A 15,083-nucleotide genomic window follows, 5' to 3' on the forward strand; every position below is an offset into this window, starting at 1 on the left:
GCCCTCGACTCTACCTTCCCAGGAAGCTATATTCGCTTCCATGGAAGCTACATGGCGCTGGATCGCCGTCACCGCGATCGCCCCCATCGCCTGGGGCTCGAACTACTTCGTGACCCGGCAGTTCCTGCCGGTCGACGTGCCCCTCTGGGGAGCCGTGCTGCGCGCCCTGCCGGCCGGACTCATCCTGTTGCTCGTCGCCCGCGAGCGGCCTCGCGGCGACTGGTGGTGGAAGTCGCTCGTGCTCGGGGTGCTCAACGTCGGCGCGTTCTTCGTGCTGATCTACGCGGCGTCGCAGCTGCTGCCGACCAGCATCGCCTCGACCGTGATGGCCACCTCCGCCGCGGCGCTGATGCTGCTGGCCTGGCCGCTGCTCGGCGAGCGCCCCGGGGCGTTCGCCGTCGCGGGCGCCGCGGTGGGCTTCGCCGGCGTCTGCCTCATGCTGCTGCAGGGCGCGCAGGGCGGGGTCGATCCGCTCGGCGCCGCCGCCTCGCTCACGGCGATGCTGATGTCCTCGGTCGGATTCATCCTCACCAAGAAGTGGGCGGACGGGCGGCGGGTGCTCCCGCTGACCTCGTGGCAGCTGATCGCCGGCGGCCTCGTCGTCCTGCCCTTCGCCGTCGCGCTCGAGGGGCCGCCGCCGGCACTGGACGGCCCGGCCGTTCTGGGCTTCGTCTACGTGGCCGTCGTGGCGACGGCGCTGGCCTTCCTCGCCTGGTTCGCCGGGCTGCGACACCTGCCGGCCGGATCGGTGGGTCTCGTCGGGCTGCTCAACCCCGTGACGGGAGTGGTGCTCGGCACGGTGGTCGCGGGCGAGGCGTTCGGTCCGCAGCAGGCCCTCGGCACCGCCCTGGTGCTCGGAGGCGTACTCCTGGGTCAGCGCCGGCGGCCGGCGGACGCTAGCCCGTGACCTTGGCGGCGGCGGCCGCGAGCTGCGGAACCAGGCCGTCGAGCACGACCGGGATGCTCAGCACCGAGGCCGCACTGTAGGCCGCGGACAGCTCGCCGTCCGGGTCGAGCACGATCGCCCGGCCGTCCTTGACGACCGAGAGGGTCTGCAGCAGCGGGTCGGCGAGCGCCTCGGCGGCGGTGAAGCCGATCGGCAGCACCACCGCGACCTGGGCGTCGAAGTCGGCGACCTGCTCGGCCGAGACGCTGGCGTAGAAGCCGCTGGCCGGGAGGTCCAGCACGGGCGGGTTCTGCACGAAGCCGAGGTCGGCGAGCAGGTCGAACCGGCCGTCACCGGCGAGGTACGCGCCGTAGGCGTCACCGAACTTGCTGGCCGCCACCGTCGTGAGGCCGGCGAGCTCCGGATGCGCGGTCGCCGCATCCGCGATCGCCGTCTCGGTGTCGGCGACGAGGGCGGACGCCTCGTCGGACTTGCCGAGGGCGGCGCCGATCTGCTCCAGCTGAACGTCCCACGCCGTGGCGAAGGAGCCGGTGCCCTCGGGCGAGTAGACGGTCGGCGCGATCTGCGCGAGGCGCTCGTAGTCCTTCTCGTCGCCCGCCGAGCGCACGTTGAGGATGACATCGGGGTCGAGCGCCTGGATCTGCTCGAAGTTCACGCTGTCGCCGGAGGCCTCGATGATCTCCGGGGTCGAGTCGCCGAACCGGTCGGTGGCCCACGGGCCGACGCCCTTCGTGTCGGCGGTGAAGCCCTGCCAGGAGTAGACGCCGACCGGGGTGACGCCGAGCGCGAGCGCCATCTCGGCGTCCGACCACCCCAGTGCGACGACCTTGAGATCGCCGTCTTCGGGCTGCGGCACGGTGACCTCGCCGAACATGGTCTGCACGGTGCCGAGGTCGCCCCCGGCGGCCGGGGAACCGGTGGCCGAATCGGTCGAGGTGCCGGAGCAGCCGGTGAGGACGAGCGCCGAGGCGGCGAGGAGGGCGGCCGAGACGGAGAGGGATCGGGTGAGTCGCATTAGGTAAGGCTACCCTGACCAGATAACGACGGAATAACGACGGGGTAACGAGCGACGGTCGGACGGCTCGGATCCGGCCGCTCAGGCTCGTCGGCTCAGTGCGCCCCGGCCAGCGGCACCACCAACGGCGTGTGCGACTCCGGATCCTCGATGACGCGGCAGCGCAGCCCGAACACCTCGTGCACGAGCTCGGCGGTCACGATCTCCGCCGGGGCGCCCTCGGCGACCACGCGGCCGTCGCGCATCGCGATCAGGTGCGTGGCGTAGCGCGCGGCCTGGTTCAGATCGTGCAGCACCGCCACGAGAGTGCGGCCCTCGCGGTTGAGCCGGCCGAAGAGCTCGAGCAGCTCGAACTGGTGCGTGATGTCGAGATAGGTCGTCGGCTCGTCGAGCAGCATGAGCGGGGTCTCCTGGGTGAGCGCCATCGCGACCCAGACCCGTTGCCGCTGCCCGCCCGAGAGCTCGTCGACCGTGCGGTCGGCCAGGTCGGTCACGTTCGTGGCCGCCATCGCCTCGACCACCGCGGTCTCGTCGGCGTCCGACCAGCGGCGCAGGATGCTCTGGTGCGGGTAGCGCCCACGCGAGACCAGATCGATCACGGTGATGCCCTCGGGAGCGATCGAGGTCTGCGGGAGCAGCCCGATCCGCTTCGCCACCTCCTTGGCCGGCAGCGCCGCGATGTCCGCGCCGTCCAGCAGCACCCGCCCCGCGCTCGGCTTCAGCAGCCGCGCGAGTGCGCGCAGCAGCGTCGACTTGCCACAGGCGTTCGGCCCGACGATCACGGTGAACGACCCGGGCGGGATGACCACGTCGAGTTCGGGGAGGATCGTGCGCTGGTCGTAGCCGACCCGGAGTCCCGCACCCTCGAGCCGCGAGGCAGCGAGGCCGGGGCGGGCGGGGGTGCCGAGGGGGGAGAGCGGTTCTGATGCCGGCATGGTCACCGTCTTCCTGCCTGGGAGATGAGGAGCGCGATCAGGTACACGCCGCCGAGCGTGACGGTCACGGCGCCGACCGGCAGCGCGGCGGGCGCGATGATCCGCTGCGCGATCACGTCGCTGGCGAGCAGCAGCGCGGCGCCGGTCACCGCGGCGGGCACGAGCGGGAGGCCGGGCGCGCGCGTCAGCCTGCGGGCGATCTGGGGGGCGGCGAGCGCGACGAAGACGATCGGTCCGGCCACCGCCGTGATCGTGGCCACGAACGCGACCCCCACGATGACCAGGGCGAGCCTGCTGCGTTCGAGGGGGACGCCCAGGCTGCGGGCACGTTCGTCGCCGAGTTCGAGCATCCGGAGCCGGGGGGCGAGCAGGGCCAGCAGCGGGATGAGCACGGCGACCGCGATCGCGACCGGGCCGACCTCGCTCCAGGCGAGGTTGTCGAGCGAGCCCATGCCCCAGCTCGCCGCCGAGATCGCGGCGTTCAGGTCGGCGCGGAGCACGAGGAAGTCGTTGGCCGCGTTCAGCACCGCACTGATGGCGATGCCGATCACGATCAGGCGGAAGCCCTGCATCCCGCGCTTGTACGCGAGCAGATACACCACGACGGCGGTGAGGATGCCCCCCACGAGTGCGCCGGTCACGGTCGCCGCGTAGTTCCCGCCGATCAGGAGCGTCACGACCAGCGCTCCTGTGTAGGCGCCCGAGTTGAATCCGATGATGTCAGGGCTGCCGAGCGGGTTGCGGGTGAGCGACTGGAAGACGGCCCCCGCGAGCCCGAGCGCCGCCCCGCCGACGACGGCCATCACCACACGCGGCAGCCGCCATTCGAGCACGATCCGCAGCACGCCGTCCGAACCCTGCCCGCCCAGGGCGGCGATCAGCTGATCGAGCGGGATGGGGTACTCCCCCTGAGTGATCGCGAACGCACCGAGCGCGAGCACCACCAGCACGGTCACGGCCACCACGACGAGGCTGCGGCGGTGCAGCACGCCGCTGAACGGCCCGACGCGGAGGGCGATCCTGCCGGGCACGGCCGGGGCGGCCCCGACGGCGGGCGGCGCCTGGACACCGGATCGGCTCATCACAGCCCCTGCTTCTTCGACCGGCGGATCAGCACGATCAGGATCGGCGCCCCGACGAAGGCCGTGACGACGCCCACCGGCATCTCGCCCGGCACGAGCACCCGCCCGGCGACGTCGGCCGAGAGGAAGATGATCGGCGCGAACACCATCGTGAGCGGCAGCACCCATCGCTGGTCGGGCCCCACGATCGAGCGGGCGACGTACGGCGCCATCAGGCCGAGGAAGGCGATCGGGCCGGCGGCCGCGGTCGCCGCGCCGCAGAGCAGGGTGATCGCGACGAAGGAGAGCAGCCGGGTGCGCAGGATGCGGGCGCCCAGCGAGGTCGCCAGGTCGTCGCCCAGGGCCACCGCGTTGAGCGGCCGGGCCACGACGAGGGCGAGCAGCACGCCGGCCACCAGGAACGGCAGGATGCCCCAGAGCGAGTCGAACTGCCGGTTCTGCAGCGAGCCCGCCTGCCAGAACCGGATCTTGTCGAAGATGTCCGGGTTCCGGATGGTGATGGCGAAGGTCACGCCCTGCAGGGTCGCCGAGAGCGCGACGCCCGCGAGCACGAGCCGCACGGGTGTCGCGCCCGCTCCGGCGCCGCCCCGGCCGCTCCCGCTGCGGGCGCCGATCAGGTAGACCGCGACGGCCGCGAGCGCTGCACCGAGGAACGACCACCAGACGTAGTTCGAGAGGTCGGCCACGCCGGCGAGCGCGACCGCGAGCACCACGGCGAGATAGGCGCCCGAGTTCACGCCCAGGATGCCGGGGTCGGCGAGCGGGTTCCGCGTCACGGCCTGCATCACCGCGCCGGCGAGGCCGAGCGCCGAGCCGACGGCGATGCCGAGCAGCATGCGCGGCACGCGGTAGTCGGTGACGAGCACCGAGTTGGTGTCCGTTCCACCCTGGGTGAGCGCTGTCCAGACCACCTCGGGGGAGAACATCCCCGAACCGATGAACAGGCTCGCGATGGCGACGACCGCGAGGAGGACGAGGGCGCCGAGCAGAATGGCGAACCGCGAGGCCGTCGAGCGCGCGATGCCCGTGCGCGCCGCGGCCCGGGCCCGCTCTCGGGCGGTCGGGAGCCGGAGGCTGTCGAGGTCTGCGCTCATCGGCGTGACCCTTCTCTCGGCATTCAGGCAAGGTTACCCTAACCCGAATACCGGGCCACGCGAAGGCCCTGGGATGCGATACAGTCCAACACACTCTTCATCCCACCGATCGAAACGGGGACTCGTGACCGGATGCGTGCTGGCAGCGACAGGATTCGACTCGGGGCCGCTCCTGCTGGCCCTCGCCGTGATCGCGATCGGAGCCGGCATCGTCTGGCTCCTGCTCGCCCGCCGGCGCGCACGTCGTGAGGCGCAGCGGGGCGGACTGGCCGCCCTCGCCGCCATCCCGTTGCTCGTGATCGCCCTGCTCGCCTCGGGCGGGCTGGCACCCGCGCCGGCCCAGGCCGCCGAGCCGTGCCCGGCCGGCACCGTCTCGGCCCCGGCGACGCAGAACCCGGCGACGCAGAACCCGGCGACCCCGGCGCCCACCCCGACCCCCACCGAGACGACGAACCCGGTCGACTACACCCCCGGCGCGGCCGGCATCGGCGACCCGTACTACCCGCTCGACGGCAACGGCGGCTACGACGTGCAGCACTACGGCCTCGACCTCGCCTACGCCCCCACCACGGGTGTGCTCTCGGGCACGGTGACCATCACCGCCCTCGCCACCCAGAACCTCTCGGCGTTCAACCTCGACTTCGACACCCGCGAGGCCGACGGCACCGACTCGATCGTCGTCTCCGGCGTCACGGTCAACGGAGCCACCGCCGACTGGAGCCTCGCGACCACGCAGATCAGCATCGACTCCGGCCAGCCGCAAGCGCCCGGCTCGACCGACGGGAACGCGACGCCACCGCGCACCGAGCTCACCGTCATCCCGCACGCCGGTCTGCCGACCGGCTCGACGATCACGACCACCGTCGCCTACAGCGGCGTGCCGATCGAGATCGACGACGCCTTCGGCCCCGCCGGCGTCTTCCGCACCCCCACCGGCGCCGTGATCGTCGGCCAACCCCGCGTCGCCGCGACCTGGTTCCCCTCGAACGACCACCCCTCAGACAAGGCCACCTTCAGCACCAGGATGACCGTGCCCGAGGGTCTCCAGGTGATCGGCAACGGCCGCCTCGCCGCGCAGCAGACCGCGAACGGCCAGACCACCTGGGACTGGGAGATGGAGAAGCCGATGGCGACCTACCTCGCCACGGCGACGATGGGCGACTACCGGATCGGCACGAACACGGATGCGGCGACCGGCATCACCTACTACGACGCCATCGACCCCACCCTGTTCAGCCGCGAGGCCGACGGCGGCGGTACCACGGTCGGCGACGTCGCGACCGCGATCTTCGCGACCGAACCCCAGGTGATCGCGTTCCTCGAGCAGTCGTTCGGCGACTACCCGTTCAGCGAGGCCGGCGGGATCGCGATCGGCGAGATCGGGAACGGCGACGATCTGCCCTACGCGCTCGAGAACCAGACCCGCCCGATCTACCCGGCCTGGTCGTTCCCGGCCGACGCCGACGCCTCCGTCGTCGTGCACGAGCTCGCGCACCAGTGGTATGGCGACAGCGTCTCGATGGAGCGCTGGTCGGACATCTGGTTGAACGAGGGCTTCGCCACCTACGCCGAGTGGCTTTGGGAGGAGGGCCAGGGCGGCCGTACCCCGCAGCAGCGCTTCGACGCCTACTACGCGAACCCGCCCGGGCCGGACGCCGCGTTCTGGGCGACCGTCGTGGCCGACCCGGGTCCGGCCGGCATCTTCGACTCCGCGGTCTACACCCGCGGCGGGATGACCCTGCAGGCACTCCGGAACGCGGTCGGAGACACCGCCTTCTTCGCCATCCTCAAGGGCTGGGCGAGCGAGAAGGCCGGCACCTCGGCGTCGACCGCCGACTTCGAGGCCTACGCGGAGCAGGTCTCGGGGCAGGATCTCGACGCGCTCTTCACGGCCTGGCTGCACACGGGCACGAAGCCCGCGGTCTAGCGGGGCAGCGCCTGGTCGAGATCGGCGAGCAGGTCGTCGACCGACTCGATGCCGACGGAGAGCCGGATGACGTTCTCCGGCACCTCGAGGACCGTCCCCTTCACCGAGGCGTGGGTCATCTCCGACGGGTAGCCGATCAGCGACTCGACGCCGCCGAGCGACTCCGCGAGCTGGAAGAGCTTCGTCGACTCCGCGAGCGCCCGTGCGGCGGCCGGGCCGCCGGAGAGGGCGAGCGAGATCATGCCGCCGAAGGACTTCATCTGGCGCGCGGCCAGCTCGTGCCCCGGATGCGTGGGCAGGCCCGGGTAGTACACCGCGTCCAGCGCGGGGTGACCCACCAGGTGCTCGGCGATCGTCTGGGCGTTGGAGGAGTGCCGGTCCATCCGCACCGCGAGGGTCTTGATGCCCCGGGTGGTGAGCCACGCATCCATCGGCCCGGAGATGCCGCCGGAGGCGAACTGCAGGAAGCGCACCTTCTCCTCGAGCTCGTCGTCGTTCAGCACGACCGCGCCGCCGAGCACGTCGGAGTGACCGCCCAGGTACTTGGTGGTGGAGTGCACGACGATGTCGGCGCCGAGGGTGAGCGGCTGCTGCAGGTAGGGCGAGGCGAAGGTGTTGTCGACGACGACCAGGGCTCCGGCGGCGTGGCCGATCTCGGCGAGCGCGGCGACGTCGCTGATCTTCATCAGCGGGTTCGACGGGGTCTCGAGCCAGAGCAGCTTCGTGCGGCCGCCGGCGACCGCGGCGGCGACGGCGTCGAGGTCGCTCATCTCGACGACGACGTTCTCGACCCCCCACTTGCCGTGGATGCGCTCGATCAGGCGGTGGGTGCCGCCGTAGACGTCGTTGCCGAGCACGATCCGGTCGCCGGGTTCGAGCACGGCCCGAAGCAGCGCGTCCTCGGCGGCGAGGCCCGAGGCGAACGAGAGGCCGTGCCTGGCACCCTCGAGCGAGGCGAGCAGCGTCTCGAGCGAGGTGCGCGTCGGGTTGCCGCCGCGGGCGTACTCGTAGCCGTTGCGGAACCCGCCGATGCCGTCCTGCACGAAGGTGCTGGTCAGGTAGACCGGGGGGATGATCGCACCGGTCGTGGGGTCGAACTCCTGCCCGGCGTGGATGGCGCGGGTCTCGAAGGCCTCGCCGCGTGCGAAGTCGTCGTCCTCGACCGAGCGGTGCGCCTTCTCGGTGTCGTCAGGGCGGATGGTGTTCTCGGAGGTCATGTCGTGTCCTTTCGTCGTCGCGCGCTCGGGCGCGGTCACGCTTCGCTGAGGAAGGTGAGGAGGTCTTGCCGGGTGATGACCGAGACGGGCTTGCCGTCGTCGCTCACCAGCAGGGCCGGGGAGTCCTTGAGGGCCGCGCGGGCCGAGGAGAGCGGTTCGTTCGCGCCGATCAGGGGCAGCGGGGTGCCGACGAAGTCGCCGACCTTGTCGGTCATCGCGGCCTTCCCGCCGAAGACCTGGTCGAGCAGGGCCTGTTCGTCGAGCGACCCGACGACCTCACCCATGACGACCGGCGGCTCTGCGGTCAGCACGGGCAGCTGGGAGACGCCGTAGGTGGTCATGATCTCGATGGCGTCGTGCACCGTGTCGGAGGGATGCACGTGGACGAGCGCGGGGAGCCCGCCCTCCTTGCGCGCCAGGATGTCGCGCACGGTCGAGCCCTCGGTCTCGGAGGCGAAGCCGTAGGAGCGCATCCACTTCTCGTTGAAGATCTTGCCGAGGTAGCCGCGGCCGCCGTCCGGCAGCAGCACGACGACGACCGCGTCGGCCGGCAGGTCGCGCGCCGCCTTGAGGGCGGCGGCGACCGCGAGGCCGCTCGAACCGCCGACGAGGAGGCCCTCCTCGCGGGCCAGTCGACGGGTCAGCTCGAACGACTCGGCGTCGGAGGCAGCGATGATCTCGTCGACCACGGTGCCGTCGTACGCGGCCGGCCAGAAGTCCTCCCCCACACCCTCGACCAGGTAGGGGCGGCCGGTGCCGCCGGAGTAGACCGAGCCCTCGGGGTCGGCGCCGATCACCGTCACCCGCCCGTCGGAGACCTCCTTGAGGTAGCGACCGACACCGCTGATCGTGCCGCCGGTGCCGACACCCGCGACGAAGTGCGTGATCAGGCCCTCGGTGTCGCGCCAGATCTCGGGGCCGGTGGTCTCGTAGTGGCTGAGCGGGCCGTTGGGGTTGGAGTACTGGTTGGGCTTGAACGCGCCGGGGATCTCGCGGGCCAGTCGATCCGACACCGAGTAATAGGAGTCCGGGTCCTCTGGCGCGACCGCGGTCGGGGTCACGACGATCTCGGCCCCGTAGGCGGTGAGCACGTTCCGCTTGTCCTCGCCGACCTTGTCCGGCAGCACGAAGACGCAGCGGTAGCCGCGCTGCTGGGCGACGAGCGCGAGGCCGATGCCGGTGTTGCCCGAGGTGGGTTCCACGATCGTGCCGCCGGGCTTGAGGAGCCCGTCGCGCTCGGCCGCGTCGATGATGCGGGTCGCGATCCGGTCTTTCGACGAACCGCCCGGGTTCAGGTACTCGACCTTCGCGAGCACGGTGGCGGCGATGCCCTCTGTCACACTGTTGAGCTTGACGAGCGGGGTGTCGCCGACGAGGTCGATGACGCTTTCTGCGTACTTCATGGCTGTCCTTGGCTGAGGCTGGGCCTCGCACCCGCTACGTGCACGAGCGTGCACGGCGCGCTGCGAGAGCGGCGGCTGGGGGGTGGCGAATCGTCTGAGAAGAAGGGACGTCGCTCAGCGACGACAACAGCGGAGATTCACGAGCACGGGAGCCATCCTACTCGCCCGGGCCGTGCAGGTGGGCCCGCATCCGGGAGGGGACGGCGGATGCGGAATACGATGAAGACGCGGTGCCATCCGGAACCGCCGAACGGAGAACCCTCGTGAGCGACACCTCCCCCTTCCGCATCGGCTACAAGGCCTCGGCCGAGCAGTTCGCGCCCTCCGAACTCCTGGACTACGGCGTGCTCGCCGAGCAGGCGGGCTTCGACTCCGTCTTCATCTCCGACCACCTGCAGCCCTGGCGGCACACCGGTGGGCACGCGCCGGCGGCGATCCCGTGGCTCGGCGCGCTCGGGGCCCGCACCGACAGCATCCTGATGGGCACGTCCGTGCTCACCCCGACCATGCGGTACCACCCGGCGGTCATCGCGCAGGCCTTCGGCACGCTGGGGTCGATGTATCCCGGGCGCGTGATCCTCGGCGTCGGCACCGGCGAGTCGCTCAACGAGGTCGCCCTGGGGCTGCCCTGGCCCGACCAGAAGGAGCGGTTCGCGCGCCTCAAGGAGGCCGTGACCTTGATCGAGCAGCTCTGGCGCGAGGACAGGGTGACGCACGAGGGCGAGTACTACACGACGGAGAACGTCACGATCTACGACCGGCCCGAGACCCCGGTGCCGATCTACATCGGCGGGGCGGGCCCGGCGGCCACCCGGCTCGCGGGGCGAATCGCCCAGGGCTTCATCACGACCTCGGGCAAGGCGCCCGAGCTCTACTCCGAGACCCTGATGCCGGCCCTGGCCGACGGGATCGCGAAGGGCGCCCGCACCTCGCCGGTCGACACGATGCTCGAGATGAAGGTCTCCTACGACCACGACAAGCACCGTGCGCTCGAGGACACCCGGTTCTGGGGCGCCCTGGCGCTGACCCCGGAGGAGAAGACCGGCATCGAGGATCCGATGGAGATGGAGCGCCGCGCCGACGAACTGCCGATCGAGCGGGTCGCGACGCGCTGGGTGGTCTCGGACGACCCGGAGGAGATCGTGGCGGGCATCCGGCCCTACGTCGAGCTCGGCTTCCGGCACCTGGTGTTCCACGCTCCGGGGCCGGATCAGACGCGGTTCTTGGAGGTGTTCGGCAGCGAGGTCGTGCCGCGGCTGCGGGCCCTGTTCGGCTGAGCCGGGCTCGGGCGTCTACGCGGTCGAGAGCTGCTGCTCGTACAACCGCGCGTAGGCGCCGTCGCGCGCCAGCAGCTCGCTGTGCGACCCCGACTCCACGATGCGTCCTGCGTCGACCACGAAGATGACGTCGGCGTTCACGATCGTCGACAGCCGGTGCGCGATCGCGATGGTGGTGCGGCCGCGCGCGGCCGTGTCCAGCGCATCCTGCACCACCCGCTCCGAGATCGAGTCCAGCGCACTGGTCGCCTCGTCGAGGATGAGCACGGCCGGGTCTTTCAGCAGCACGCGGGCGATCGCGATGCGCTGCTTCTCGCCGCCGGAGAGGCGGTAGCCGCGCTCCCCCACCACGGTCTCGTAACCCTCGGGGAAGCTCATGATGCGCTCGTGGATGTTCGCCCGCCGGGCCGCGTCGACCAGTTCGTCAGCGGTCGCGTCGGGTCGGGCGTACCGGAGGTTCTCGGCGATCGTCGCGTGGAACAGGTAGGTCTCCTGGCTCACGATGCCGAGCCGATCGATCAGCGACTGGTGCCGCAGCTCGCGCACGTCGCGCCCGTCGACGAGCACGGCGCCCTTGCTCGCCTCGTAGAGCCGGGGCACCAGGTACGAGACCGTGGTCTTGCCGGCGCCGGAAGGTCCGACGAAGGCGGCGAACTGCCCGGGCTCGACCGTGAACGAGACGTCGTCGAGGGTGGGATGCTCGGGCTCACCGTCGGGGTAGACGAAGCCGACGTGGTCGAACTCGACGCGACCCGCTCTGCCCGAGCGCGGAAGGTCGACGGCGTCGGGCGCATCCGTGATCGCGGGGCGCAGATCGAGGTACTCGAAGATGCGCGCGAACAACGCGCCCGAGGTCTGCAGGTCGAGGCCGACCCGCATCAGCCCGAGCAGCGGCCACATCAACCGGGCCTGCACCGTGGTGAAGGCCACGATCGTGCCCGCCGTGATGTCGACGCCGCCGGCGATCAGATAGCCCGAGACGAGGTAGACCACGGCGGGCACGATCGAGAGCACGATCTGCACGATCGCGAAGAACCACTGACCGCTCATCTGCTGGCGCACCTGCAGACCGATCTGGTTGTCGTTCTCGTCGGAGTAGCGCGCGATCTCGGTGTTCTGCCGGTTGAAGCTCTTCGCGAGCAGGATGCCCGAGACGCTCAGCGTCTCCTGCGTGATCGCCGTCATCTCCGACAGCGACTCCTGCGTCTGCGAGGCGATGCGCGCGCGCACCTGGCCGACCCGGCGCTGCACCCAGACCAGGATCGGCATCAGGATGACCGCGACCAGCGTGAGCTGCCAGCTGAGCAGCAGCATGGCCACCAGCGCCGCAATCACCGTGACCGTGTTGCCGAGCACGCTCGACACGGTGTTGGTGAGCACGTTGGCGACACCGCCGACGTCGTTCTGCAGCCGCGACTGGATGACGCCCGTCTTGGTGCGGGTGAAGAAGGCGAGTTCCATGCTCTGCAGGTGCGAGAACAGGCGGATGCGCAGATCGCCCATCACCCGGTTGCCCACCCGCGCGGTGAGATAGGTCTGCCAGACGCCGAGCGCGGCCGACACGACCCAGATCAACACCATGAGCCCGACCAGCTCGATCAGCACCGGGATGTTCGGACCGCCGGCCGGGAACAGGCCCAGGTCGAAGGCCTGCTGGGTCAGCAGCGGCGGGATGACGGTGAGCGCGGCCCCGACGAGCACCAGGATGCCCGTGACCACGAGCGCCGAGCGGTACGGCACGAAGAGCGTCGAGATGCGCCGCAGCAGATGCGGGATCTTCGGGGCGTCGGCATTGGCGGCCTTCTGTGCGTTCTTGTCTCCGCCCGACACACGCCCGCCACCGGGATGGCTCCGCCCGCCCGCCGCCGCTACCGCCGCCATCCGGCCGCCACCTACACCGCTCATGGCCACAGCGTACGCCGCACCTCCGACGCCGGAGCCGCGTTCCTCCCGCAGCGGAATCGCGTCCTCCCACATCGGAATCGCGCGGACGACGACGAACGTCGCGGCGACCAGACCCCTCGGGGCCGCCGGTCGCCGCGACGTTCGGAGAACTCCGCGACTACCCCTTCGTCGACCCCGCCAGCAGGCCGCGCACGAAGAAGCGCTGCAGGGCGAAGAAGACGATCAGCGGCACCACGATCGCCACGAAGGCACCGGCGGTCAGCAGGTACCAGTCCTGGCCGCGCGAACCGGTGATCTCGGCCAGGAGCTTCGTGATCGGCGCCACCCCGCCGTCGGCGAAGATCAGCGCCACCAGCAGGTCGTTCCAGACCCAGAGGAACTGGAAGATCGCGAAGGAGGCCAGCGCCGGCATCGTCAGCGGCAGGATGATGCGGAAGAAGATCTGCCCGTGCCCCGCGCCGTCGACCCGCGCGGCCTCGATGACCTCGCGAGGGATCTCGGAGACGAAGTTGTGCAGGAGGAAGATCGCCAGCGGCAGGGCGAAGATCGTGTGCGCGATCCAGACCTGCGAGAAGGTGCCGTTGGAGGGGATGCCCGAGAAGATCCAGTCGTCGCCCACCGCGACGCCGCGGGAGAACAGCGACAGCAGCGGCACGAGGGCCATCTGGATCGGGACGATCTGCAGGGCGAAGACGCCGATGAACAGCCAGTCCTTGCCCTTGAAGTCGATCCACGCGAAGGCGTAGGCCGCCAGCGCCGCGATCACCAGGGGGATCAGCGTCGCCGGGATCGTGATCGCGATCGAGTTGACGAACGACGAGGCGATCGTCACCTGCGAGTTGCCGGCCTGCAGCACCTCGGAGTAGTTGTCGAGCGTGAACCCGGGGTTGAACAGCGTCGTCCACCACCCGGTGGTCTGGATGGCGTTGCGGTCGCGGAACGACGAGATGAACAGGCCGAAGGTCGGCACGGTCCAGATGATCGCGATGACCAGGGCCGCGATCGTCGCACCCCGGCTGGTCAGCCGGCGCTTGGTGCGCTTGACCGCGGTCTCGTCCCGCTCGATCGCCTTCTCCCCGCTGCGCAGCTGGTTCTTGGTCGACGCGTCGACCGGCAGGTCGATCGGCTGCACCGCGCTCATCGGATCTCCCTCTGCTTCTTGATCTGCCTGGCGTTGTAGATGACGATCGGCATCACCAGGATGAACAGGATGACGGCGAAGGCCGCCGACCGCCCGTATTCGAAGTTCTTGAACTGCGTGTACATCTCGTTCGCCAGCACGCTGGTGTCGTTCGCGCCCGCCGTCATGGTGCGCACGATGTCGAAGACCTTCAGCGACGCGATCGAGATCGTGGTGATCACGACGATCAGCGACGAGCGGATGCCGGGCACCGTCACGTTGATGAAGCGCTGCCAGGCGTTGGTGCCGTCGAGCTCGGCCGCTTCGAGCTGCTCGGTGGGCACGCCCTTGATGGCGGCGGAGAGCACGACCATCGCGAATCCGGTCTGGATCCAGATCAGCACGATGATCAGGAAGAAAGTGTTCCAGGGCGACTCCTGCAGCCACTGCACGGGCTGGCCGCCGAACCACACCACGAGCTGGTTGAGCAGACCGATCTGGTTCTCGTCGACGGGACGGTAGGTGTAGACGAAGCGCCAGATGATCGAGGCGCCCACGAACGAGATCGCCATCGGCATGAAGACGAGGATCTTGAAGAACTTCTCGCCGCGGCTCTTGTCGATGAAGACCGCGTAGGCGAGACCGAAGATCGTCGAGGCCGCGGGCACGACCAGCACCCAGATGATGGTGTTGAGGATGACGCGGAGGTTCTGGGGCTGCGTGAGCACCCAGACGAAGTTGTCGAGGCCGACGAAGTTGCCGCGGCTGGAGAACAGCGAGTCGATCGCCGTCTTCACCGTCGGGTAGATCAGCCCCACCAGCAGCAGGATGATCGCGGGGGCCAGGAAGCCCACCAGCTGGAAGAGGTACCCCGCGCCCTGCTTGGAGCGGCGGTCGAGGTAGAAGAACAGAAGGCCCAGGGCCGCGGCGATGAGGGCCGCCCACCAGACCGAGCCGAGCAGCACCAGCGCCAGGAAGGGCGCGGCCACGCACACGGCGAGGCGGATGATCGTGTACTTGCGCCCGCTACGAGGCGCGATCTCCACGAAGAAGAGGATCAACGCGACGACGACGCCGAACGCGATGACGACGATGGGGATCTGCGCCAGCGGAGGCAGCTTCCCCACCCAGAGGAGGAAATCCGACATGACAACCTTTCGAGTGCAGCTCTGAACTCAGGATCGGCCCGACGCCCGGCGTC

The 15,083-nt window shown here is 70.3% G+C and carries 12 protein-coding genes; 3 read left to right on the plus strand and 9 right to left on the minus strand.

Annotated elements, in window-relative coordinates:
• Positions 1–40 precede the first annotated feature (40 nt).
• A complete protein-coding gene (locus AC59HU_RS05475) occupies positions 41–907 on the plus strand; it encodes a DMT family transporter (protein WP_497222346.1) in 867 nt (288 codons plus the stop codon).
• On the opposite strand, the gene AC59HU_RS05480 is transcribed toward AC59HU_RS05475, so the two are convergent.
• The 4 genes from AC59HU_RS05480 to AC59HU_RS05495 all read right to left on the minus strand — a co-directional run bounded on the left by AC59HU_RS05480 (position 897) and on the right by AC59HU_RS05495 (position 5,033).
• On the minus strand, positions 897–1,922 hold the full coding sequence (locus tag AC59HU_RS05480; protein ID WP_497222347.1) for an iron-siderophore ABC transporter substrate-binding protein: 1,026 nt from the start codon (positions 1,920–1,922) through the stop codon (positions 897–899). The two genes, AC59HU_RS05475 and AC59HU_RS05480, sit on opposite strands and share 11 nt — an antisense overlap.
• A gap of 95 nt (positions 1,923–2,017) precedes the next feature.
• The gene (locus tag AC59HU_RS05485; RefSeq protein ID WP_497222348.1) at positions 2,018–2,857 is read right to left on the minus strand and encodes an ABC transporter ATP-binding protein; all 840 of its coding nucleotides are present in this window, start codon (positions 2,855–2,857) and stop codon (positions 2,018–2,020) included.
• A gap of 2 nt (positions 2,858–2,859) precedes the next feature.
• Positions 2,860–3,939, minus strand: a complete 1,080-nt coding sequence (locus AC59HU_RS05490; protein WP_497222349.1) for a FecCD family ABC transporter permease — start codon at positions 3,937–3,939, stop codon at positions 2,860–2,862.
• Positions 3,939–5,033, minus strand: a complete 1,095-nt coding sequence (locus AC59HU_RS05495) for an iron chelate uptake ABC transporter family permease subunit (protein WP_497222350.1) — start codon at positions 5,031–5,033, stop codon at positions 3,939–3,941. Before AC59HU_RS05495 ends, AC59HU_RS05490 begins: the two co-directional genes overlap by 1 nt.
• Positions 5,034–5,169: 136 nt before the next feature.
• Here AC59HU_RS05495 and AC59HU_RS05500 point away from each other — a divergent pair, with 136 nt between their 5' ends.
• Complete coding sequence (locus AC59HU_RS05500) at positions 5,170–6,960, plus strand: M1 family metallopeptidase (protein WP_497222351.1); 1,791 nt, start codon at positions 5,170–5,172, stop codon at positions 6,958–6,960.
• On the opposite strand, the gene AC59HU_RS05505 is transcribed toward AC59HU_RS05500, so the two are convergent.
• Both AC59HU_RS05505 and AC59HU_RS05510 read right to left on the minus strand, forming a co-directional pair.
• Complete coding sequence (locus AC59HU_RS05505) at positions 6,957–8,177, minus strand: cystathionine gamma-synthase (RefSeq protein ID WP_497222352.1); 1,221 nt, start codon at positions 8,175–8,177, stop codon at positions 6,957–6,959. The genes AC59HU_RS05500 and AC59HU_RS05505 overlap by 4 nt on opposite strands.
• Positions 8,178–8,212: 35 nt before the next feature.
• On the minus strand, positions 8,213–9,580 hold the full coding sequence (locus AC59HU_RS05510) for a cystathionine beta-synthase (protein ID WP_497222353.1): 1,368 nt from the start codon (positions 9,578–9,580) through the stop codon (positions 8,213–8,215).
• 263 nt (positions 9,581–9,843) lie between these two features.
• Here AC59HU_RS05510 and fgd point away from each other — a divergent pair, with 263 nt between their 5' ends.
• Positions 9,844–10,857 (plus strand): glucose-6-phosphate dehydrogenase (coenzyme-F420), encoded by a 1,014-nt coding sequence (gene fgd / locus AC59HU_RS05515; protein ID WP_497222354.1) that lies wholly within the window; start codon positions 9,844–9,846, stop codon positions 10,855–10,857.
• A 15-nt stretch (positions 10,858–10,872) separates the two neighbouring features.
• On the opposite strand, the gene AC59HU_RS05520 is transcribed toward fgd, so the two are convergent.
• The 3 genes from AC59HU_RS05520 to AC59HU_RS05530 all read right to left on the minus strand — a co-directional run bounded on the left by AC59HU_RS05520 (position 10,873) and on the right by AC59HU_RS05530 (position 15,030).
• Positions 10,873–12,738, minus strand: coding sequence for an ABC transporter ATP-binding protein (locus tag AC59HU_RS05520; protein WP_497222852.1), 1,866 nt, complete (start codon positions 12,736–12,738; stop codon positions 10,873–10,875).
• 181 nt (positions 12,739–12,919) lie between these two features.
• Positions 12,920–13,903, minus strand: a complete 984-nt coding sequence (locus AC59HU_RS05525; protein ID WP_497222355.1) for a carbohydrate ABC transporter permease — start codon at positions 13,901–13,903, stop codon at positions 12,920–12,922.
• The gene (locus AC59HU_RS05530; RefSeq protein ID WP_497222356.1) at positions 13,900–15,030 is read right to left on the minus strand and encodes a carbohydrate ABC transporter permease; all 1,131 of its coding nucleotides are present in this window, start codon (positions 15,028–15,030) and stop codon (positions 13,900–13,902) included. Before AC59HU_RS05530 ends, AC59HU_RS05525 begins: the two co-directional genes overlap by 4 nt.
• Positions 15,031–15,083 lie beyond the last annotated feature (53 nt).

This window comes from Herbiconiux sp. 320_LB (assembly GCF_059691755.1).